Source organism: Hymenobacter mucosus (genome assembly GCF_900188255.1).
Lineage (GTDB): Bacteria > Bacteroidota > Bacteroidia > Cytophagales > Hymenobacteraceae > Hymenobacter > Hymenobacter mucosus.
Genome location: NZ_FZNS01000005.1, coordinates 171,631 through 193,054 on the forward strand (window position 1 = coordinate 171,631; position 21,424 = coordinate 193,054).

A 21,424-nucleotide genomic window follows, 5' to 3' on the forward strand; every position below is an offset into this window, starting at 1 on the left:
AAAGGGAATAGAGTAGCGCAACCTGCTGCTTACTAGGGGCGCCTAAGCACAAAAGAATGGGTATGAACTTGCCGTGTGAAGCCCACGGAGCAAGGTGGCTATGCGTGCTGCTTGATTGATTGGGCAGGCACTCCTACGGCCGTGCAGTTCGCAGGTAGGTCGCGCACGGCTACTGCGCCGGCGCCTACCACCGTGTTCCTACCCACCCGCACTTGGTTGATAACTGTGGCATTGGTGCCTAGGTAAACACCGGTTTCCAAGTGCGCTTCGCCGCCCACGTTGGCGTGGGGCATCAGGGAGCAGAAATCATTCAATACCGCATCGTGGCCCACCGTGCAGCCCAAGTTGAGTAGTACATGCTGGCCCAGATGAATATCACAAGTCAGGATGCATCCCTGGCTGATGATGCTACCTTGCCCGATGCGTATGTGCTGATAGTCGGCGCGGGCGACGCTGGGGTGAATCAGCGTCGCAAACGTGAGATGCCTGGATGTGAGGCGTGCTACTACTGCGGCCCGGCTACGGCTGCTACCCACGGCCACCACCACGTGCAGCGGTTCCGTTTGGGTATTCAGTGCAGCAACGGAGCCCAGGTACGGCAGACCATGAATAGTAGGAGCAGTTGGGGTGCGGTCGTCGTAGAAGCCCTCTATATTCCAGCTGGGAAGCACTTGGTTGATTTGCCGGGCCAGTACGAGCACTTCGCGGCCTAGCCCGCCCGCCCCAACAATAGCCAGGCGCGGTAGAGCAGAAGCGGGGCTAGATCGGGTAGAAAATATACTCATGCAGTAGGTGACTGATCGGGCGGGGAAGAAGAACCCGTGAAGGCCGTGGTAGTAGCCTGGCCGGGTGCAGTAATGCCATGGGCCCTAAACACCCCCCCAATGGTGCGGGCCAGAATGCGTAGGTCCAAGGCAAATGAGAGATGATCCACATACCACACATCATAGGCAAACTTTTGCTCCCAGCTGATGGCATTGCGCCCGTTGATTTGGGCCCAGCCAGTGATGCCGGGCCGAACAGCGTGGCGGCGAGCCTGCTCCGGTGAGTAAAGCGGTAAGTATTGCTCTAGTAGGGGCCGTGGGCCAATTAGGCTCAGGTCGCCGCAAAGAACGTTCCAGAGCTGGGGCAGTTCATCAAGGGAGGTGGTGCGCACCCAGCGGCCGAGGGCAGGTAGGCGTGCCCCATCGGGTAGGAGTTGGCCCTGTGCATCGCGCTGGTTGGTCATGGTCTGGAGCTTATAGAACATGAATACGCGCCCGTGCAAGCCAGGGCGCTGCTGCCGAAACAGCCAAGCACCGTTGTTTTGCACGGCTAGGGCTGCGGCTAGTGGTAGCAGCAAGGGTACGGCCAGCAGGAGCAAAGGAGCTGCCAACGCTACGTCGAGTAGGCGCTTGCCACGGCGGGCGTACCAAGAAGTTGCGGCGGCAGACATGAAAGCAAAAATACGGGGAAATGTGCTGGGCATTTGACTTCGGCAAACGGGGCTTTAGCTTGCGCTACATTCTGCTTATTCTTATGCTCGTCTTCCCCAACGCCAAGCTCAACCTCGGCCTCTATATCACTAGTCAGCGCCCCGATGGTTTTCGGAACCTGGAATCGGTGTTTGTGCCTTTGCCCTGGACGGATGCCCTGGAGGTAGTGTCGGCCGCTGAAACTACCCTAAGCTTAACGGGCATACCAATTCCTGGTGAGCCAAGCACAAATCTGTGCCTGCGGGCCTATGAGTTACTGAAGGCCGATTTTACTCTGCCGCCGGTGCACCTGCATCTGCACAAAGTAGTACCCATTGGAGCGGGCTTGGGTGGGGGGTCCGGCGATGCAGCCTTCGCCCTGCGCGCCCTCAATGAGTTGTTTGAACTGGCTCTACCTCCCGAAACGCTGGAAGCCTACGCGCGCCGCCTGGGCTCCGACTGTGCTTTCTTTGTTCGCAACAAGCCGGTATTTGCTTATGAGAAGGGCGACGTTTTCGAAGACATCAGCCTCAACCTGACCGATACGGCCTGTAAGGTGGTGTATCCTAACATGCATATTAGCACCGCCGAGGCGTATGCCCGCGTGCAGCCCCGCACGCCCCGTCATGATCTGCGCGCCGCTTTAGTCCAACCCGTAGAAACCTGGCGCGAAACAATCAGCAATGATTTTGAGGATGCCTTGACGCCCTACTACCCCGTGCTAGGCGAGATCAAGCAGGCGCTGTATGCGGCAGGTGCCGCCTACGCTAGCCTTTCCGGCTCGGGTTCGGCGGTGTACGGGCTGTTTCCGGGCCAAGAGCAGCCCCCATTGATGCAGCTGCCAGCGGCGTATCAGGTCTGGGACGGAAGGCTGTAGTAGTGGTGCGTGTGTCAGCCGTAGCCTGCCACGTAGGCAACTGCCCTCGCACACGCACCGGCTTACGCCATTCTTATCCTACCAACACGTCAACAGCCTCTTTCCGGCGCAGGCGGCGCTGATTCCACTGGTCCAGTACCGGATGAATCAGCACGCTCAGGAGAATAACGATTGTGCCGAGGTAGAAGCCGGTAGAAAGCTTTTCTTGGCCGAAGCCGGGAATGCGCAGGCTGTACATGATAACGGCTAGCACAATGCCATACACGGGCTCTAAGTTGATCGTCAGGTTTACAACGAAAGCCGAAATGCGCTTCATCAACTCCACCGAAGCGGAGAAGGCATATACCGTGCACACACCCGCTAGTAGTAGCAGCCACAGCCAGTCGTATTGGTGCAGGGCAAGTTGGAGGCCAACGCCTTGGGTAAAATAGCGGCTATAGATGGGGAAGAACAGCGCCACGCTCAGGCAGGCTCCCGCCATTTCGTAGAACGTAAGCCGCAGCGGCGAATGGCGCTGCACCAGCTTGGAGTTGAGCACGCTAAACAGCGCCGATAGCCCCGCGGAGCCAATGGCAACGAGTAGTCCTGCTAGTTGTCCAAGTTCAGCCTGCGACACCAGGTAGAGCCCTACCATGGTGAGCAGGCCCAGGCCTACCTCGTAGAACCGCACCCGGCGCCAGAGCAGCAACGGCTCCAGCAACGACGTCCATAAAGCTAGCGTGGCCAGGCCAGCCAAGCATACACTAACGGAGGAGAGGCGGGCCGCCAGGAAAAAGGTAATCCAGTGCACGGCTACTAGTGAGCCCACACCCAATAGCCGCAACGCTTCGCCCGCCGGTATGCGCCAGCTTTGCCCCCGAACCATTAGCAAAGCTCCCATGCCCACGGTAGCCAGCAACGTCCGCCAGAATACTAGCTCCACCGGCGGCACTGAAATGAGCTTACCCAAAATGGCTGTGAAGCCCCAGAGCAACACAATGAAATGCAACCGTACGTAGTCTTTGAGCATAGGGGAGGAGTAAACGAATCAGGATAGCGGAAAAGCCCGTGCCTGGGGTAGCACAGCTAGCAAAACTAGCCTACCAGACTTCCCCGCGTGTGGTCTTAGGTCGCTTGCCTAGCGTGGAACAACCCGGTACAGCACCAAGCCAATGGCGGTAAATACAATGCTGGGAACCCACGCCGCCAGAAGCGGCGGTAAGGAGCCTACCTGGGCTAGGTTGCGACTCAGAATTACAAAGATGATGAAGACGAAGGCCAGCACGAAGCCCAGCGCAATTTGCCCGCCCACGCCGGCGCGGCTTTTTCGGGAACTCATAATCACCCCGATGATGGTGAGGATGAACATGGCGTAGGGATAAGCGTAGCGCTCATACTTGTCGCTAAGGTAGACCTGCGTGTCGTCGGCCCCACGGTCTATTTTCTGCTGAATGTAGTCGTTGAGTTCTGGTAGCGTTAAGGTTTCGCTCAGGCGGTAGGTGCTGGCAAAATCCTTGGGGTAGAGATTTAGAGTAGTATCGCGAGCGGGAATGCTCAGCAAAGTTTCTCTCTCGCCCTTGAAGGTGCGTACCAGTTGGGGGGTAAGATGCCAGGCATGTTTGGTAGAATCCCAAGTAATGGCCTCCGCCGTCATACGTCGTTTCAGTAGGGTGCCTTCTACCGTTTCCAGCGCAAACTTGTACCCTATATTATTCACGTTGTCGTAGCTTTCCATGAAGGCGTAGGCGTTCGGCCCAATCTTCATGTGCACGTTGCGGCCGCTAAACCGGTAGGGGTTTTTGATGTACGCCTTCTCGAATGCCACCCGGGTTTTATTGGCAATTGGAATCAGCCAGCCCGTCATGGCCATGGTAAGAGCGCCCAGAATGGCACTACCCATAATGTAGGGTAATAAAAAACGCTTGAAGCTAATGCCCGACGCCAAAATAGCGACTACCTCGGTGCGCGAAGCCAACTGCGCCGTCACAAACACTACGGCAATAAATACCGTGATTGGGGAGAGTAAGTTGGCGAAGTACGGGAACAGATTGACGTAGTACTCCGATACTATTTGCCACGCTCCCAAGTCGTGCTGAATAAAGTCGTCGTTTTTCTCTGTGAAGTCAATCACGCAGATAACCGACACCAGTAGCACCACCGTGAAGAAAAACGCGGTGAGAAACTTCTTAAGAATGTATTTATCGAGCAGCTTCATGGAAGGCAGATTACTGCTGTTGTAACGAATGGTGCAGGTGTAACGTGCGCGGCGTGCGGAGCTATATATACCGGCCGGTCAGTAAGGCCAGCAACGCCTAAACCAAGAGCATGGGCACCTTAGCCGACCAGCACAAGGCCATTCTATCTGACAATTACAACCGCGTCATTACTTGCTTTACCATCCGCTCTTTCCACTCGCGGAAGGTACCGGCCAGAATCTGCTGGCGGGCTTGCTTCACGAGCCACAGGTAGAAGGTGAGGTTGTGGATGGAGGCAATCTGCGGGCCCAGCATTTCTTTGCTGTGGAAGAGGTGGCGCACGTAGGAGCGGGAATAAAACGTGCTCACGTAACCGCCTAGCTCCTCGTCAATAGGCGTGAAATCATCGGCCCACTTTTTATTGGCAATGTTTATAATGCCTTGGGTTGTGAACAGCATGCCATTGCGGGCGTTACGAGTGGGCATCACGCAGTCGAACATATCTACGCCCAGCGCAATGTTTTCGAGGATGTTGGCCGGCGTGCCTACCCCCATCAGGTAGCGCGGCTTATCCTGGGGTAGGATGTCGCAGACGATTTCCGTCATCTCGTACATCATCTCCGCTGGCTCGCCCACGCTCAGGCCACCAATGGCGTTGCCCTCACGTCCTTGTTCGGCAATAAACTCTGCCGACTTCACGCGCAGGTCTTTGAAGGTGCTGCCCTGCACAATGGGGAAGAGGGTTTGCGAGTAGCCGTAGTGGCCCTCCGTGCTGTCGAAGCGCTGAATGCAGCGCTTCAGCCAGCGGTGCGTCATATCGAGGGAACGAGCCGCGTAGTCGTACTCGCAAGGCCAGGGCGTACACTCATCGAAGGCCATGATGATGTCGGCCCCGATGGTACGCTGAATATCCATTACACCCTCCGGCGAAAACAGGTGCTGCGAGCCGTCGATGTGGGAGCGAAACTTTACGCCTTCCTCCTTGATTTTGCGCGTGCCGCTAAGGGAATACACTTGGTACCCGCCTGAGTCGGTAAGGATAGGCCGGTCCCACCCGTTGAACTTGTGCAGCCCGCCCGCTTTCTGCAGCACATCTAGGCCGGGGCGCAGGTACAAGTGGTAGGTATTGCCGAGGATAATTTGCGCCTGTATATCGTCTTTCAGATCGCGCTGCTGCACGGCCTTTACGGTGCCTGCAGTGCCTACAGGCATAAAAATGGGCGTTTCAATGGCGCCGTGGTCGGTGTGTACTACACCAGCGCGGGCCTTGGTGTGCGGGTCCTGGGTTACTAAATCGAAAGTCATGCGCTGAAGAAGGTTTCCGTAGTGGGTTGCAGCAGGCGGTAGCAGAAGAACAGCGCTGTTTGCAGGCCTATAGTGCTCCTACTGCCGCCGACCGGGCGAAAACCGGCGTTAGAAAACACAAAGGTACTCTGCCCACCCCGAATGCCTACTTTTGTAGACTAATTCACCTCTTGCGCTTTGCCCTTCCACCTTTCCCCAGCTGTGTGGCTGCTGTTACTGTGCACAGCCGTGCAGCTTTACTACGCCGCCTACTATTTCTTGCCTTTTGCCCGGCGCCCACCTGAGCCCACCACTAGCCCTGCTGCCGCCGAGCCTTTGTCTGTGCTAGTGTGCGCCCACAACGAACTAGAAAACTTACGCCGCCTGCTGCCCTTGCTACTGCAGCAAGACTATCCGGCGGGCTTTGAGATAATACTCATTGATGACCGCTCTACCGACGATACATTCCTGTATGTACAGCAACTCACGCAGTACTACCCGCACGTCCGATTGGTCACAATTACGAACACGCCCCATGGGTTGTCGCCAAAAAAATATGCGCTTACGCTGGGCATCAAAACCGCCCGCCACGCGTGCATGCTATTCACCGATGCCGACTGTATTCCAGCCACCAATCAGTGGCTCAATCACATGCAGCGGGGCTTTCGTCGGCCCGCCGATGTAGTACTCGGATACTCGGCCTACGTCGCTGAACCGGGCTTTCTAAATCAACTCGTCCGTTTTGAAACCTTGCTGACGGGTGCACAGTATCTGTCTTTCGCATGGCGTGGTCGGCCTTATATGGGCGTGGGCCGCAACCTTGCCTACACCCGACAGGTCTTTCACCAAACGAAGGGGTTTGCCTCACACATCCGAAGCCTTGGCGGCGACGACGACCTGTTTGTGCAGGACGCCGTGCAGCAAGGTGCGCGGGTGGCTGTGGTGGCCGAGCCAGGGGCTCACACCCTCAGCGAAGCCGCCCAAACGTGGGGAGCCTGGTGGCGCCAGAAACGCCGACATTTGTCGGCGGGCAAGCGCTATCGGTGGGCCGATCGGGTGCGACTGGGAAACTTTATTGGTACTAATCTGCTTTTTTATTTCACGGCAGTTAGTCTACTGTTTTCCCAACCCGATTGGATACCTTTGGCTGTGGTATGGAGTGTACGCACCGTTGCCGTGACGGCAGTGTACTACCAACTCGGCCGTCGGCTCGATGAGCGGTTGCCTGTAGCGTGGCTGCCCATCCTCGACGTCGTATATTTTTTTAATTATCTCGCTCTGGGAATTTCGCTGTTCCTCTACCGCACTCTCCGATGGAAGTAAACAATCAGGAAATACAGAAGCAGTTTTCTGCGAAGGCCAAGCACGACTTTAAGCTCATTCGGGCCGCCGTGGAAGATGGCAATGAAAAGGCATACGCCGAGCTCATGCAGATCTACAAGAAGCCGGTGTATCACGTCGTCTTGAAGATGGTGCGTAACCCTGACGATGCCGAAGACCTGACCATCGAGGCATTCGCCAAGGCTTTCAAAAACCTGCACAAGTTCAACCCAGAATTTGCCTTTAGCACCTGGTTGTTCCGCATTGCCACCAACAACTGCATCGACTTTATTCGCAAGAATAAAATCAAGACAATGTCGATTGACTCGGCCATCAAGATTGATAACGGCGACGAAATCACCATCGACTTCCGGGACCAGAACCTGAACCCACAGGAGTCGGCCATCAAAAACCAGAAAATCGAAATTATGCAGCACGTGGTATCCCGGCTGCCCGAGAAGTACCAGCGCCTGGTTACCCTCCGCTATTTCGATGAATTGAGCTACGAAGAAATTGCTCAGGAACTGAAAGCGCCGCTTGGCACCGTGAAAGCCCAACTGCACCGCGCCCGCGAGTTGCTCTATGACATGGTGAAGAACAAGAAGGAAATCATCTAAGCAAAAAAGCCCCGGCGCAAGTCGGGGCTTTTTTTATAGTCAATAGCCGAGAAGATTGAGCGGTTTAAGCAATACTATTTGTGCTGCTCATGTGCTGCACCTCTGCTCGGCCTCACGATGCAGTAGGGAGTAAGTTAAATTGAATGCGCTTGTAAGTGATTGGCTCACCTGAATGCTCCTGTTTTTTAGTAATAACTACTAATGAAAACTAGGTGCTGGACTTGTCAACGAGTTGGCTCTTACAGTGATTCGAATGACGTCGTGGGGTATGCTCTACCTGTTGCTTGTGGCATTGGGCAGGATGCTGATGCTTGCCTTACCTACGAGAAAGGTAAGCGGGCTTTCTGGCTGCTACCGCAGGGTGCACAGAGCCCGCATGACGCACGTAGTGCTGCTGACAATGCTTGCCCTTATTCGCGTCGTTATCCAGCAGCACACGCCAATGCGTTGTTATCTTTACCCCGCAATGGATATTCTGAACCACTACTTCCCCAACCTTACCGACCACCAGCGCCAGCTTTTTCAGCAGCTCGAAACCGAGTTTCGGGGTTGGAATGAACGTCTGAACTTGGTTGCCCGCACCGACGTGGACAACTTAGCCGAGCGGCACTTTCTGCATTCCCTGGGTATTGCGAAGGTGATTGAGTTCGTGCCGGGCTCTTCGGTGCTGGATGTAGGTACGGGCGGCGGCCTGCCGGGCCTGCCCTTGGCTATTCTATTTCCGGAAGTGAAGTTTCACTTGGTAGATAGCATTGGTAAGAAAATTCGGGCTGTGCAGGAAATGGCTCAGGCTCTGCATTTATCCAACGTCACGGCCGAGCAGATTCGGGCCGAGCAGTTGCGCCCCAAGTACGACTACGTGGTGAGCCGGGCCGTAGCTCGCTTGGCTACTTTTCATACGTGGATTGCCCACCGCTATAAGCCCCACGGCAATGCAACCACGGGTCTCTACTACCTCAAAGGCGGCGACTTAACAGAAGAAATTCAGGAAGCAGGCCTTCCAGCTACGGAGTACAACCTGAAAGACTTTTTCACGGAGGAATTTTTTGAGACTAAAAAGGTAGTGTTTGTGCCCGCTACTGCCGCCAAGTAACAGCCCACTCACACGGCCTGGGTTAGCCTGGCTGGGCGGCCGTCAGAAATTGCACTGCGCGCCGCTCCGAGTAGTAAGCGCCATCGGGCGCACCTTCGGCAAACCCTACATGACCACCGTCAGCAGGCGTTTCCAGAAACACATAGGCGCTTTGCGCCGCTACCTCACGCGGAAAGCAGCTGGGAGGTAAGAAGGGGTCGTTCTGAGCATTAACGAGCAACGTGGGCACACGGATGTTACTTAAGTAACGCCCGGAGCTAGAGTGCTCGTAGTACTCATCCGCCGACGTGAAGCCGTGCATAGGGGCCGTGAATCGATTGTCGAACTGGGGAAAGTCTTGCAATGCCTCCAAATCATTGATGTCCACTTGACCGGGCAGGAGGGCTGCTTTCTCTCGCATCTTAGCCCGCAGCGATTTTAGAAAGCGGCGCAAGTAAATGCGGTTTTGAAAGCGCGCAATGTGGTAGGAGCTAGCCTTGAGGTCGGTGGGCACGGAAAACACCGCCGCGCGTTGTACTTCTTGTGGCACGCGCTCAGGCTTCTCGCCCAGATACTTCAGCGTTACGTTGCCACCCGCCGAAAAGCCAGTGAGGTAGATGCGATGGTAGCGCTTGGTAGCCAGAGCGTACCGTACTACAAAATCCAAGTCATCCGTGTCGCCCAGGTGGTAGGAGCGGAGCAAACGGTTCATTTCGCCGCTGCAACTGCGGTAGTTCCAAGCCAAGGCATCCATACCGGCCTGGTTAAGCGCCCGTACCATGCCGCGGATGTAAGGCCGGCTAGCATCCCCCTCCAATCCATGCGAAACAATGGCGAGAGTATCCGTCGTGCTATCCGCCACGCGTGACCAATCTAGGTCCAAGAAGTCGTCATCTTCCGTTTCCACTCTTTCGCGCTGGTAATGCACATCCGGCACCGTGCGCCATAAACTGGGCACGATGGTTTGAAGGTGCCCATTGAATAGGTAAAATGGAGGCTGGTAGGGGGAGTGGGCAACGAGCGGCATAAACAACAAGCTAAAAAGTGCCTGCAAATTCCAATAAGCAAAGTACGGAAGTATAAGCGTGCCCGCACGTGGATTGTTGCCAGCTAAGGAGATGGTAGTTCGCTACTAGTAAGTTAGGCTAGTACAACAGTTGCGAGCAGTACCTCAACCACTGGTAGTGCTCCTGGCACCGATATGACAGCTTTCATGGGGACATTTGCCACAATGCAAGACCCAGTTTTTCTGATGACTGCCGCGGGCAGCAGCCTCTTGGAGATTCAGTTGGGCAACGTGGCCGCTTAGCAGGCAACAAGTGCCGACGTGAAATAAAAGAGTCAAAAGATGACCTACTACCACACAAAGGCTCCCTAAAAGCTAAAGTCGGGGGTTACTCTGTTGGGGGTAACTCTGCCGCAAATTAGGATGCCTGTGCACCCTGTTACGGCCGGCCGATTGATAGCGAAGTAGGGCAAAGACTTTGACAAGGAATACCTAGACCTGATGCAAACGGCTCCCAAGCTAGATATTGCCATGCTTGAGGTAAAAAGCAAAGCTGCCGAAATTCCAACCGTCAAGGCTTTTGCTACCAAAACGCTGCCCATGCTACATTCCCACAAGAAAATGGCCGACAAAATCGAGAAAAAGGTTGATTAACCTGCTTAAGCAGTAGTAAACCTGTTTCCACGAACTGAGGCACTCCCATGGCGTTAGTAGGGGCGAGCTTTAAGGTTAATTATAACGCTTTCTTCCCGCCTACCTTTGACATAGTGTTTGCTATTTAAAAGCAAAACCTTACCTTTGCCAACCCAATTGAATTGATTTCGAGCAGAAGACCATTTTTCTCAACCCATGGCAAATCATAAGTCGGCCCTGAAGCGCATCCGTTCTAACGAAGCGAAGCGCGTGCTGAACCGTTACCAGGCTAAATCTACCCGCACCGCCGTTAAGAAACTGCGTGCTACCACCGACGCTACGGCTGCTCAAGAGCTGCTGAAGAAAGTATCGTCGATGCTGGACCGTCTGGCTAAGAAGAACATCATTCACAAGAACAAAGCCGCTAACAACAAGTCGAAGCTGGCCAAGTTCGTGAAGTCGCTAGCTGCCTAAACGGCAAAACTGGCGTTTCTGCTCTTTATAGATAAAGGCTCCGTGCTCCAGCACGGAGCCTTTTCGCGTAGCAGGTAGCTCAGCCTGTACTTATGAGGTTTCCCGTAGAGTACGGAGCAATAAGAAGGCCCGTCCGGTATGGTACCGGACGGGCCTTCTTATTGCTGGCAGTTCTAAGCGTTAGGCTACGCTCACCTTTACCATGTTGGTCTTGCCTTTCTCGTTGATGGGCATAGAGGCGGTGTTGATGAACACGTCTCCTTTCTGCAAGTGTCCGGAAGCCGTCAAAGCATACTTAATATCCGATACGGTGCCATCCGTGCTTACCATACGATCGTAATAGAAGCCACGCACACCCCAAATGAGGCTCAGCGTAGTTAACAGGTTACGATTGTCGGTAAAGATGAAGATATGCGCCTTAGGACGGTACTTCGCAATCTGGAAGGCCGTGTAGCCGCGGTGAGTCATGCCCGTAATAGCCTTGGCACCGGTGTTCTTAGCCAAGTGGCAAGCTGCTGATAGCACGCTATCCACCATAAACGAAGGAGAATCGGGCGTGATAGGGTGCCAGTGGTGGTAAATGCTAGGCATGCGCGTCTCCACGCTCATAATAGTGCCTACCATGGAGCGGATAACCTCCGCAGGGTATTGTCCAACGGCCGTTTCTGCCGACAGCATCACGGCATCTGCACCATCAATTACGGCGTTGGCTACGTCGCTAGTTTCTGCGCGGGTAGGACGAGGCGCCGTAATCATGCTCTCCATCATCTGAGTAGCTACAATAACGGGTTTGCCTGCCTTATTGCACTTCTCCACAATCATCTTCTGGGCCATTGGCACCTCTTCCATCTTCACCTCCACGCCAAGGTCGCCACGAGCAACCATGACGGCATCGGTGAGGGCAATGATTTCATCAAGGTTCTTGAGGCCTTCAGGCGTTTCAATCTTCGCGATTACGCGGGTCGTCTTACCACTTTCGGCAATCAGGCTCTTGATAAAGCGGATGTCCTCGGCGCGACGAGCGAATGATAAGGCAATCCAGTCAACGTCGTGCTCCAAGCCAAATTTTAAGTCGGCAATGTCCTTCTCCGTCATAGATGGGGCCGATACCTCAGAGTCAGGTAGATTGATGCCCTTACGGGGCTTTACCAGGCCACCATAAATTACTTCTACATCTACTTCTTTGTCCCGGTCGGTAGCCAGTACGCGCAGTTCAATCTTGCCGTCGTCAATGAGAATCATGTCGCCAGCTTTCACGTCGCGGGCCAAGCCGAGGTAAATCGTGCTCAGGCGGGTTGCCGTGCTGATTTCCTTCTCGCCGCACACTAACTTAATTTTGTCGCCCGGCTTAATTTCAACGCCTCCGCCTTCTACATCGCCCAGTCGGATCTTAGGGCCTTGCAAGTCTTGCAGCAAGCCCACGTGCGTACGCATATCCTTATTGAGACGACGTACCGTGTTAATAACTGAGAGGTGATCTTCGTAGCTGCCGTGCGAGAAGTTGAGGCGAAATACGTCGACGCCTTCCCGAATAAGCATACCTAGCTTTTCGTAGGTATTGGAAGCGGGGCCAACGGTAGCCACAATCTTAGTTCTATTAAAATGCGGACGGGGTTCCATGAAGTAGGGGTACAGGTGACAGATGAAAGGAAGCACGTACTAGTAGCACGCGGAAAACGTCTGTTATTCAGCGGGAAAAAGAGCTGCAACACGTGCCGTAAGATGCTACCCAAAGGCTAGGTAGCTGATGCAGCGGTGAGAAACTCCCTTGCCAAGCGCAGGATAACAGACGTTTTCAAAAGTCAAAAGAGCAGATTTTCTTTGAATTTAAGGTCATTGGGGTCGAACTGACTTATCAGTTGTACCTCCGGTAGGCCCGCCAAGCTGCCCAGCAGTGCCTCTGGGGCCAGCGGCCCAGTGCCATTGCTGACCTGCAACAGGTAGTCGTATTCCTTGATGTCGGGGGCGAGGAAAGGCTTTTTTAAAGCCGATGGATCTATGCTACGGTTGCGAAGTAGCCGCAGCGTAAAGTGCTCGGTGACGTGCAAATAGTTGCTAATAACTAGCCGCCCCCGGCTCAGGAGGTCGTAAATAAGGTCTTGCTGCTTAACTAAGCGCAGATGCAAGGCTCGGTTCAGGGTCCAAGCTAGCGTGTGCTCCCGCGTGGAAGACACGAGCCCGAACAGGTCGAATTCGCAGTCGTATTCGACGTCCAGCGTGAGAGTTTTCATGAGAGAGGGCGAAGAAAGGAAACGCAAAAATAGGCACCGTAGTACCTGCCTGAAACCCCGACAGCCATAATCTTACACCCGGAAGAAACGGGGGGGGAAGTTTGACAATGTTAGGGAAGATGGTGTTATTTGTGCCGAGTTTTCTTCAAACCCCCACGGAAATGTCTGAAATTGCAGAAAAAGTAAAGGCCATCATCATCGATAAACTCGGCGTAGAAGCTTCGGAAGTTACTCCAGAGGCCAGCTTCACCAACGACCTGGGTGCTGACTCGCTGGATACCGTTGAGCTTATCATGGAGTTCGAAAAGGAATTCAACGTATCTATCCCCGACGACCAGGCCGAGAACATTGGTACCGTGGGCCAAGCTATCAGCTACCTCGAAGAGCACGCCAAGTAGTACGCGGCAAGCTCTCACCCTTTTTAGTGCTTACCGGCCGGCCTGCCGCCGGCCGTTTTGCTTTTCTAGTATCTTTCTTTCGCTTCTCTGAGCCAGCCTATGTCTCTTCGGAGAGTTGTCGTGACCGGCCTGGGTGCTATTACCCCGCTCGGCAAAACTGCCCCCGCTTATTGGGAGGGCCTGCAGGCCGGCGTTAGTGGCGCCGCCCCCATCACCCGTTTCGATGCCAGCAAGTTCAAGACTCGCTTTGCCTGCGAAGTGAAGGACTATAACCCGGATTCCTATTTTCCGACCAAGGAAGGCCGGAAAATGGACATCTTTACGCAGTTTGCCCTGATTGCTGCCGACGAGGCCATTCAGGATGCCAAGCTGGAAGGTGTTGATAAGGACCGGGTAGGCGTAATTTGGGGCTCCGGTATCGGCGGTCTTACCTCGCTGCAAGCCGAGTGTATTGCTTTCGCCAATGGCGACGGTACACCCCGCTTCAACCCGTTCTTCATTCCGAAGATGATTGCCGACAGCGCGTCGGGCAACATCTCCATTCGGCATAAATTCCGCGGCCCCAACTTTGTAACCACCTCGGCCTGCGCTTCTTCATCCGACTCAATCATCTCTGCCTTCAACTATATCCGCCTGAACATGGCCGATGTAGTTGTAACGGGAGGCTCTGAGGCCGCCATCACCGAGTCGGGGGTGGGAGGCTTCAATGCCCTCAAGGCCATGAGCGAGCGAAATGACGCGCCGGAACAAGCTTCCCGCCCCTATGACAAGGAGCGTGATGGCTTTGTACTGGGCGAGGGAGCCGCTTCGTTGGTGCTCGAAGAGTATGAGCACGCCAAGGCGCGCGGCGCTAAAATCTACGCCGAGCTGATTGGCGGCGGTATGTCGGCTGATGCCTACCATATCACGGCCCCAGACCCCGAGGGCAACGGAGTGGTACTGGTAATGCAGAATGCGCTACGTGATGCGGGCATTACGCCCGCCGATGTAGACTACATTAACACCCACGGTACTAGCACGCCACTGGGCGATGGTGCCGAGGTGAAAGCAATTCAGAAGGTGTTTGGTGAGCATGCTTACGATCTGAACATCAGCTCCACGAAGAGCATGACGGGTCACCTGTTGGGCGGAGCTGGTGCTATCGAAGCTGTGGCCTGCATCTTGGCTATGCAGCATAACATCGTGCCGCCTACCATCAACCATTTTACCGACGACCCCGAACTGGACCCCAAGTTGAACTTCACGTTCAACAAGGCTCAGGAGCGCGAAGTAAACGTGGCCATGAGCAATACGTTTGGCTTCGGCGGCCACAACACGTCGGTAATCTTCCGTAAAATCCGCGACTAATGCCAAGGCCCGGTCAGCCCTTACCGTTGTTCGGCTTTTTCCGCCGACTATTAGGCCATGACCGGGCCTTTCGGCAAGCCGTGGGCACCGTTACGGGCAGTACACCCGACAACATTCGACTCTACCACTTGGCTTTTACGCACTCTTCCGTGGTGCGCCAACAGCCGGAAGTAGGACGCCATCAGAGCAACGAACGCCTGGAGTTTTTGGGCGACGCGGTGCTTGGTGCCGTTGTGGCAGAGTATCTATTTCGTAAGTTTCCGTACGAGCAAGAAGGCTTCCTGACGGAGATGCGCAGCCGGATTGTAAACCGGGAAAGCTTGAACGGGTTGGCGTTGAAACTAGGTCTCGATAAGCTGGTGCAGCTAGATCCGGCCCAGGGCCGTGCTGCTCGCTCGCGTTCCGTGAATGGTAACGCCTTGGAGGCACTGGTAGGGGCCATCTACCTTGATCAAGGCTATAAGACGGCCCGCAAGTTTGTGCTGAGCCGCCTGATTAAGCCTTTTGTGGACGTAAAGTCCATGACACAGACTACTACCAATTTCAAAAGTAAGCTCATTGAGTGGGCGCAGCGCAACGGCAAAACCATGCGTTATGACCTAACCGGTGAGCCGCGGCCAGGTGGGGTAATGGAGTTTTCGGCTACCGTGGTAGTAGACGAAAGCCCAATTGCTACCGGCATGGGCTTATCTAAGAAACAAGCCGAGCAACTAGCTGCCGAGCGGGCACTGGAAATGCTGGGGGTATAAACTCGGTACGAGTAGAAAGGCGAGGGGTAGCGCACGTTTTTCAATAGTCGCTAAAAGCAAAGCTCCGGCATTCGCCAGAGCTTTTTTGCGTTCTGATCGGCCGTGAGGGCAACCTGATCTGTGGAAATAGAGTTGATTTGCAAAATCAACTACCTACCCAATACCATGCGAATAGCCGGCGCCGCCCTCAATCAGATACCTATTGACTGGACCCATAACCTGCGTACTATCCGGGAGGCTATTGAACAAGCCAAAGAGAGCGGTGTAGAGCTGCTCTGCCTGCCAGAACTGTGCCTCACGGGGTACGGCTGCGAAGATTTGTTTCTGAGCGACTGGCTACCTGAGTCGGCGCTGGCGCACTTACAGCAAGTACGGCCGTGGACCCACGGCATCTGCGTAGTGGTTGGTTTGCCAGTACGGCTCAACCACCGCACGTTTAATACTGCTGCCGTGCTGCGCGATGGCGAGATTCTGGGTTTCGCGGCGAAGCAGTTTCTGGCAAACGATGGGGTACACTACGAGCCGCGCTTTTTCTACCCGTGGCCCGCTGGCGAAACCACCACGGTGCAGTGGGCAGGAGAGGAGTGGACGCTCGGAGACATGATTTTCGAGCATCAGGGGGTGAAGTTTGGGTTCGAAATCTGTGAAGATGCTTGGCGCCCCGACGATGTACGACCCGCCTGCCGCCTTGTGGGCCGGGTAGATTTAATTGTGAATCCGTCGGCTAGCCACTTTGCCATGAGCAAGACCGATGTGCGCTACCACCTAGTAACGGAGGCCTCCCGCACGTTCAACTGCACGTACCTCTATGCCAATCTACTGGGCAATGAGGCCGGGCGTATGATTTACGACGGCGAGATTCTGGTAGCTCGGAACGGGCATTTGCTGCTGCGTAATCAACTCATGAGCTTCAAGGAGGTAGATATGGAGTGCGTGGACGTGGACTTTACCACGGAGCAAGTACGGGCTGACGAAATCCAGCCTCTTCCCGCACCCGACGAGTACCGGGAACTCAACCAAGCCCTAAGCTTGGCTCTATTTGACTACATGCGCAAAGCCCGTAGCCGCGGCTTCGTGCTGAGCCTGAGCGGCGGGGCCGATTCGGTGATGTGTGCCGTGGCCGTAGCCGAGCTGGTACGGCTAGGTGCGGCCGAATTAGGTACGGCCGAGTTCATGCGCCGTAGCGGGTGTTTCACCAGTGAGGAAATTGAGCGGCTAGCAGGGCCCGCTACGCCTACATCTGATCAGAACACGCCTGGTCCCAAGGATGCCTCACACTCTGAACCTAGTGAGCAGCAACTTACCATCAACCAGCAACTCACGCGGCGCCTACTTACCTGTGCCTATCAAGGCACCGTCAATTCTTCCGACGACACCTATAATTCTGCCAAAGAACTGGCTGATTCCATTGGAGCAGTATTCTACGACTGGACCATTGATGATGAAGTGACGGGCTACGTGGGCAAGATTCAGCACGCTTTACACCGGGAGTTGACTTGGAAGACAGATGACCTAGCTCTGCAGAATATTCAGGCCCGGGTACGTGCCCCCGCTATCTGGCTGCTGGCAAACGTGCAGAATTGCTTGCTCATGACGACATCTAACCGCTCAGAAGCTAGCGTGGGCTATTGCACCATGGATGGCGACACCGCTGGCTCCATCTCGCCCATTGCAGGCGTCGACAAGGATTTTGTGAAGAAATGGTTGCGCTGGGCTGAAACGGAGCTCAACTACCCTGCGCTACGCCACGTGAATAACCTACAGCCAACAGCCGAGCTGCGCCCCTTGGAAGACAAGCAAACTGATGAGCGCGACCTGATGCCCTATGTGCTGCTCAACCGCATTGAACGGCTTGCGTTCTACGACCGGCTTAGCCCCCAACAGGTATTTGCGGTGTTGCGGGAAGAAGAAGCCGCTACCGATCCGGAGCTGCTGAAAACCTACGTGAAGCGCTTCTACAGCCTCTGGAGCCGCAACCAGTGGAAGCGGGAACGGTACGCTCCGGCCTTCCACCTCGACGACTATAACGTGGATCCGCGCTCTTGGCTGCGCTTTCCCATCTTGAGTGGAGGCTTTACAGAGGAATTGAACGAACTCTAGCGCGTACGCTTCGCCCTACAAGTTCTACCTTTACCGCGCACCTGCTTTCTTTCTTATGCTTTCTTCTCTAAGCGCCATTCTCTGGAATGCGAACCCCATCATCGCCGAAATAGGGCCCCTTACCTTGCGTTGGTACGGTCTGCTATTTATGTCGGGCTTTGTAGTGGGCACGTTTATCCTGAGCCACGTCTACCGGTCTGAAAAAGTGTCGCCTCACTGGGTCGACGTCATTACCATCTACGTGCTGATTGGCACAGTGCTCGGCGCGCGGCTTGGGCACGTATTCTTCTACGATTGGCCTTCTTACAGCCAGCACCCCGAGGAAATCCTGAAGATCTGGCACGGCGGCCTTGCTTCGCATGGTGCTACCATCGGTATCATTTTGGCCGTGTGGCTATTCAGCCGCAACAACAAGTTTGATGTACTCTGGACCCTGGACCGCATTGTACTGGTAGTGGCCGTAGGCGGGGCCCTTATCCGGATGGGCAACCTAATGAATTCCGAAATTGTGGGTCGCCCTACTGATAAGCCGTGGGCCTTCGTGTTTCCGCGCGACGTAGAGCATCTGCAAGAGGCTCGCCCCGATCAGCCGGTACCAGCCGGGTCCGTAACGGTGCAGCAGGTGAGAAATACCGAGGGTGAAGTTTCGGTGCAAACCCAGCCCGCTACTGCGTCCGTTGCAGCCGGTACGGCCATTGCCGTGCCACGTCACCCCACACAGATATACGAGTCGCTATTCTGCGTTTTCCTATTTGTGTTGCTGTACGGCATGTGGAACCGTACCAAAGAGCGCACACCGCGCGGGCAACTCTTCGGGCTGTTTGTTGTGCTGCTGTTTTCCTTCCGTATTCTAGTGGAGTTCCTGAAGGAAGACCAGGTAGCATTTGAGCAGAACATGACCCTGAATATGGGCCAATGGCTGAGCATCCCCTTAGTGTTTATTGGCCTTTGGGTAGTGTGGCGGGCCGGCAAGAACCCCAACAACCCGTATGGCTACGCCCCGCGGGATTTGGAGGAGCGGGCCGCAGCCGAAGCCGCGGCTACTAGCCGCCATGCCTAATGCGCTTGCGCATCACAACTGTCATAGAAAAAGCCCCGCCTTCATGTGAAGGCGGGGCTTTTTCTATGGCAGCTCTAGCAAAAACTAGGGGCGACGATTCACAGCGTTTAGATCTTCGAAAGCCTGCTTGAGGCGGGTTACGAAGGTTTTTTCGCCTTCACGCAGCCACACGCGCGGGTCGTAGTATTTCTTGTTCGGGGAGTCTTCCCCAGTGGGGTTGCCAATTTGGCTTTGCAGGAAGCCTTCGTTCTTCTGGTAGTAGTTCTTGATACCGTCCCAAAATGCCCACTGCAAGTCCGTGTCAATGTTCATCTTGATGGCACCGTAGCCAATAGCCTCGCGGATTTCCTCCTGCGAGGAGCCCGAACCACCGTGGAACACGAAGTTCACGGGGCGCTCAGCTTCCAGCACAAACTTCTCCTTCACGAAGTCCTGAGAGTTTTTCAGGATAACGGGCTGCAGCTTTACATTGCCGGGCTTGTATACACCGTGCACGTTGCCAAAAGCAGCCGCAATGGTGAAGCGGTGGCTTACCTTGCTCAGTTCTTCATAGGCGTAGGCCACTTCTGAGGGCTGGGTGTAGAGCTTGGAAGAATCTACGTCGGAGTTATCCACGCCGTCTTCCTCGCCGCCGGTTACGCCCAGCTCAATTTCCAGCGTCATGCCGATTTTGGCCATGCGCTCTAGGTATTCCTTGCAGATTTCGATGTTCTCCTCAATCGGCTCTTCCGACAAGTCGAGCATGTGCGAGCTGTAGAGGGGCTGGCCGTGCTCAGCGTAGAACTTCTCGCCAGCTTCCAGGAGGCCGTCAATCCAGGGGAGAAGCTTCTTGGCAGCGTGGTCCGTATGCAGAATTACGGGTACGCCGTAGGCTTCGGCCATCAGGTGCACATGGTGAGCACCCGAGATACCGCCAGCAATGCTAGCCTGCTGCTTGTCGTTGGGCAGGCCTTTGCCAGCGAAAAACTGGGCGCCGCCGTTCGAAAACTGGATAATCACCGGGGAGTTCAGGTCACGAGCGGCTTCCAGCACGGCGTTTACCGTGTCGGTGCCCGTTACGTTCACGGCAGGCAGGGCATAGCCGTTGGCCTTAGCGTGTTCGAAGAGCTGCTGCACTTCGTCGCCGTGCAGCACGCCGGCGCGCAGGCCGGTGAGAGTGGTTAGGTCAGCCATACGTAGGTATTGCAGGGCGCGAGCAGTAGGGTGCCGCGCCAGGTTAGGGTTCTAGTGGGGGTGAAGGTAGGAAAAGAACAGGGCCCATCCACAGTAATAACACGCAACCTGAGCAAAAGCTCCTGCTACGTGCCCACCATGATTAGGCCCTGATGGTACAGAATACCGGGTGGCTAGAAGGTGTAGGTGTACAACGACCCCTGCTCACTGCTGATGTAAAGCGTGTTATTGTCGGTAAAAACGGCCCCTTCGGTTTGCCCCGCACCTTTCAGTGAAATCTGCCGGGGTGTTGCTTTCAGGATTTCAGCGAAGCTATTGCCTTCCAGCACGAACATTTCCTGGCGGGCCAGCAGCACCAGCCGACGACCATTGGGGCTGAGTGCGGCATCCGTCACTTGGCCGGGAATGGCAATGCTAGTTACCTGCTGAGCCGTGTACGTGCCAGGCCGGTCGGGTACGCTATATACTTTGCTGGTTTGTTCCTGGGCCCGGTCCTTCGTAAATAAATATACTTTGCCGTCGTGCCAGAGGGTGGCTTCACAGTCGAAATTACGCTCCTCCTTACTCGGTGGAAAGTCGCGCTGGTCTGGGTACTTCAGGTGAATCTCCTGCACCACGCTCACGTTCTCCGGGTTCAGGCGGTAGAGCACCAGGTCGCGCCGGTCGTTGTTGTTGTTCCCTACATCACCGATATAGATGTTGCCGCTCTGGTCGCGGGTTATGCTTTCCCAGTCGTGGCTTTTTACTGGAATATCTAGCTGGGCCAGCGTCTTACCAGTTGTGCTTACCTTATAGATAATAGGCTGCGTACCATCGTCGCCGTGCGTAAAGAAGGTGCCAGCTTGGCCCGTGAGTGCGAGGCCAGAGCTTTCAGGAACGCCACTGAGCGTCCCTACCTTGGTAAGATTGGGGATGTCGGCGCCATCCTTGCCTTTCTTTCCCTTCTTCTTGCCCGATTTTTCCTGCTTTTGCTTGTCTTCCGAATGTTGGGTTTGAGCCTCGGAACAGCTGCCAAGCAGCGTGCCCGCCAAAGCGACAGCAAAGAATAGAATGCGCATATGCAGCAGTAGCTAACTGAAAAAAAAGCTGCCGCAGCTCATAGCTACAGCAGCAAACACGAGCCTTATACGGGAGAAGGGGGTAGGGCGATGGTGAAAATAGTAGTTTGCCGTCCGAAGCCGACTAGGGGCCGAGGCACTACGTTAGCTGGGTGCCCAAGCCCACTACGGCACAGGGTCATGCCCATGGCCGCCCCACGGATGGCAGCGGCTAATGCGGCGTAGCGCCAGGTGCCCGCCCCGCCAAGGGCCGTACTTCGTGACGGCCTCTACGGCGTAAGCTGAACAGGTAGGGGTATAGCGGCAGCTGGCCGGCGTGAGCGGCGAAATCAGGTGTCGGTATATCCAGAGCAAGCCCAGCAAGAACTGGCGGAAGAGGTAAGACATGGTGAAAACA

Annotated in this window: 21 protein-coding genes and 1 pseudogene; 11 read left to right on the plus strand and 11 right to left on the minus strand. The window is 55.1% G+C overall.

Features of this window, described 5'->3' with window-relative positions; translation table 11 throughout:
• Nucleotides 1–98 precede the first annotated feature (98 nt).
• Both CHB83_RS13450 and CHB83_RS13455 read right to left on the minus strand, forming a co-directional pair.
• Complete coding sequence (locus CHB83_RS13450; RefSeq protein ID WP_089333008.1) at nucleotides 99–785, minus strand: acetyltransferase; 687 nt, start codon at nucleotides 783–785, stop codon at nucleotides 99–101.
• Complete coding sequence (locus CHB83_RS13455; RefSeq protein ID WP_089333009.1) at nucleotides 782–1,435, minus strand: sugar transferase; 654 nt, start codon at nucleotides 1,433–1,435, stop codon at nucleotides 782–784. The genes CHB83_RS13450 and CHB83_RS13455 overlap by 4 nt, the downstream gene beginning before the upstream one ends.
• 83 nt (nucleotides 1,436–1,518) lie before the next feature.
• Here CHB83_RS13455 and ispE point away from each other — a divergent pair, with 83 nt between their 5' ends.
• On the plus strand, nucleotides 1,519–2,331 hold the full coding sequence (gene ispE, locus CHB83_RS13460) for a 4-(cytidine 5'-diphospho)-2-C-methyl-D-erythritol kinase (RefSeq protein WP_089333160.1): 813 nt from the start codon (nucleotides 1,519–1,521) through the stop codon (nucleotides 2,329–2,331).
• A 73-nt stretch (nucleotides 2,332–2,404) separates the two neighbouring features.
• On the opposite strand, the gene CHB83_RS13465 is transcribed toward ispE, so the two are convergent.
• The 3 genes from CHB83_RS13465 to tgt form a co-directional block, all read right to left on the minus strand.
• Nucleotides 2,405–3,340 (minus strand): DMT family transporter, encoded by a 936-nt coding sequence (locus CHB83_RS13465; RefSeq protein ID WP_089333010.1) that lies wholly within the window; start codon nucleotides 3,338–3,340, stop codon nucleotides 2,405–2,407.
• 108 nt (nucleotides 3,341–3,448) lie between these two features.
• Complete coding sequence (locus CHB83_RS13470; protein WP_045687372.1) at nucleotides 3,449–4,525, minus strand: LptF/LptG family permease; 1,077 nt, start codon at nucleotides 4,523–4,525, stop codon at nucleotides 3,449–3,451.
• 154 nt (nucleotides 4,526–4,679) lie between these two features.
• Nucleotides 4,680–5,810 carry a tRNA guanosine(34) transglycosylase Tgt gene (gene tgt / locus CHB83_RS13475; protein ID WP_089333011.1) on the minus strand — a complete coding sequence of 377 codons (1,131 nt, stop codon included), beginning with the start codon at nucleotides 5,808–5,810 and terminating at the stop codon, nucleotides 4,680–4,682.
• A gap of 201 nt (nucleotides 5,811–6,011) precedes the next feature.
• On the opposite strand from tgt, the gene CHB83_RS13480 reads away from it, so the two are divergent.
• The 3 genes from CHB83_RS13480 (at nucleotide 6,012) to rsmG (ending at nucleotide 8,819) form a co-directional block, all read left to right on the plus strand.
• A complete protein-coding gene (locus CHB83_RS13480; RefSeq protein WP_052694983.1) occupies nucleotides 6,012–7,112 on the plus strand; it encodes a glycosyltransferase in 1,101 nt (366 codons plus the stop codon).
• Nucleotides 7,103–7,726 (plus strand): RNA polymerase sigma factor, encoded by a 624-nt coding sequence (locus CHB83_RS13485; RefSeq protein WP_045687369.1) that lies wholly within the window; start codon nucleotides 7,103–7,105, stop codon nucleotides 7,724–7,726. Before CHB83_RS13480 ends, CHB83_RS13485 begins: the two co-directional genes overlap by 10 nt.
• Before the next feature lie 466 nt (nucleotides 7,727–8,192).
• Nucleotides 8,193–8,819 (plus strand): 16S rRNA (guanine(527)-N(7))-methyltransferase RsmG, encoded by a 627-nt coding sequence (gene rsmG, locus CHB83_RS13490; protein ID WP_045687368.1) that lies wholly within the window; start codon nucleotides 8,193–8,195, stop codon nucleotides 8,817–8,819.
• Between the two features lie 22 nt (nucleotides 8,820–8,841).
• Here rsmG and CHB83_RS13495 read toward each other — a convergent pair whose 3' ends face one another.
• The gene (locus CHB83_RS13495; RefSeq protein WP_089333012.1) at nucleotides 8,842–9,825 is read right to left on the minus strand and encodes a YheT family hydrolase; all 984 of its coding nucleotides are present in this window, start codon (nucleotides 9,823–9,825) and stop codon (nucleotides 8,842–8,844) included.
• A 459-nt stretch (nucleotides 9,826–10,284) separates the two neighbouring features.
• Between CHB83_RS13495 and CHB83_RS13500 the strand changes: the two are divergent.
• Nucleotides 10,285–10,458 (plus strand): annotated as a pseudogene (locus CHB83_RS13500) (DUF4142 domain-containing protein); the annotation flags it as partial.
• A gap of 195 nt (nucleotides 10,459–10,653) precedes the next feature.
• Nucleotides 10,654–10,911 carry a 30S ribosomal protein S20 gene (gene rpsT / locus CHB83_RS13505; protein WP_045687367.1) on the plus strand — a complete coding sequence of 86 codons (258 nt, stop codon included), beginning with the start codon at nucleotides 10,654–10,656 and terminating at the stop codon, nucleotides 10,909–10,911.
• A 180-nt stretch (nucleotides 10,912–11,091) separates the two neighbouring features.
• Here the strand turns inward: rpsT and pyk are convergent, their stop codons facing one another.
• Nucleotides 11,092–12,531, minus strand: a complete 1,440-nt coding sequence (pyk, locus tag CHB83_RS13510; protein ID WP_045688384.1) for a pyruvate kinase — start codon at nucleotides 12,529–12,531, stop codon at nucleotides 11,092–11,094.
• A 182-nt stretch (nucleotides 12,532–12,713) separates the two neighbouring features.
• Nucleotides 12,714–13,142 (minus strand): IPExxxVDY family protein, encoded by a 429-nt coding sequence (locus tag CHB83_RS13515; protein ID WP_045688383.1) that lies wholly within the window; start codon nucleotides 13,140–13,142, stop codon nucleotides 12,714–12,716.
• 161 nt (nucleotides 13,143–13,303) lie between these two features.
• Here CHB83_RS13515 and CHB83_RS13520 point away from each other — a divergent pair, with 161 nt between their 5' ends.
• From CHB83_RS13520 to lgt, 5 genes are all read left to right on the plus strand, one after another.
• Nucleotides 13,304–13,540: an acyl carrier protein gene (locus CHB83_RS13520; protein ID WP_019948606.1), complete on the plus strand. Its 237-nt coding sequence runs from the start codon at nucleotides 13,304–13,306 to the stop codon at nucleotides 13,538–13,540.
• Nucleotides 13,541–13,639: 99 nt separating this feature from the next.
• Nucleotides 13,640–14,887 (plus strand): beta-ketoacyl-ACP synthase II, encoded by a 1,248-nt coding sequence (gene fabF / locus CHB83_RS13525; RefSeq protein WP_045688382.1) that lies wholly within the window; start codon nucleotides 13,640–13,642, stop codon nucleotides 14,885–14,887.
• Entirely contained in the window at nucleotides 14,887–15,636 is a 750-nt protein-coding gene (gene rnc / locus CHB83_RS13530) for a ribonuclease III (protein WP_045688381.1), read from the plus strand. Before fabF ends, rnc begins: the two co-directional genes overlap by 1 nt.
• 165 nt (nucleotides 15,637–15,801) lie before the next feature.
• Nucleotides 15,802–17,736 carry an NAD(+) synthase gene (nadE, locus tag CHB83_RS13535; RefSeq protein ID WP_089333161.1) on the plus strand — a complete coding sequence of 645 codons (1,935 nt, stop codon included), beginning with the start codon at nucleotides 15,802–15,804 and terminating at the stop codon, nucleotides 17,734–17,736.
• A 55-nt stretch (nucleotides 17,737–17,791) separates the two neighbouring features.
• The gene (gene lgt / locus CHB83_RS13540; RefSeq protein ID WP_089333014.1) at nucleotides 17,792–18,796 is read left to right on the plus strand and encodes a prolipoprotein diacylglyceryl transferase; all 1,005 of its coding nucleotides are present in this window, start codon (nucleotides 17,792–17,794) and stop codon (nucleotides 18,794–18,796) included.
• A gap of 84 nt (nucleotides 18,797–18,880) precedes the next feature.
• On the opposite strand, the gene fbaA is transcribed toward lgt, so the two are convergent.
• The 3 genes from fbaA to yidD form a co-directional block, all read right to left on the minus strand.
• The gene (gene fbaA / locus CHB83_RS13545; protein ID WP_045688380.1) at nucleotides 18,881–19,969 is read right to left on the minus strand and encodes a class II fructose-bisphosphate aldolase; all 1,089 of its coding nucleotides are present in this window, start codon (nucleotides 19,967–19,969) and stop codon (nucleotides 18,881–18,883) included.
• 173 nt (nucleotides 19,970–20,142) lie between these two features.
• A complete protein-coding gene (locus CHB83_RS13550) occupies nucleotides 20,143–21,027 on the minus strand; it encodes a hypothetical protein (RefSeq protein WP_052695184.1) in 885 nt (294 codons plus the stop codon).
• A gap of 165 nt (nucleotides 21,028–21,192) precedes the next feature.
• Nucleotides 21,193–21,414 carry a membrane protein insertion efficiency factor YidD gene (gene yidD / locus CHB83_RS13555; protein WP_089333015.1) on the minus strand — a complete coding sequence of 74 codons (222 nt, stop codon included), beginning with the start codon at nucleotides 21,412–21,414 and terminating at the stop codon, nucleotides 21,193–21,195.
• Between the last annotated feature and the right edge of the window lie 10 nt (nucleotides 21,415–21,424).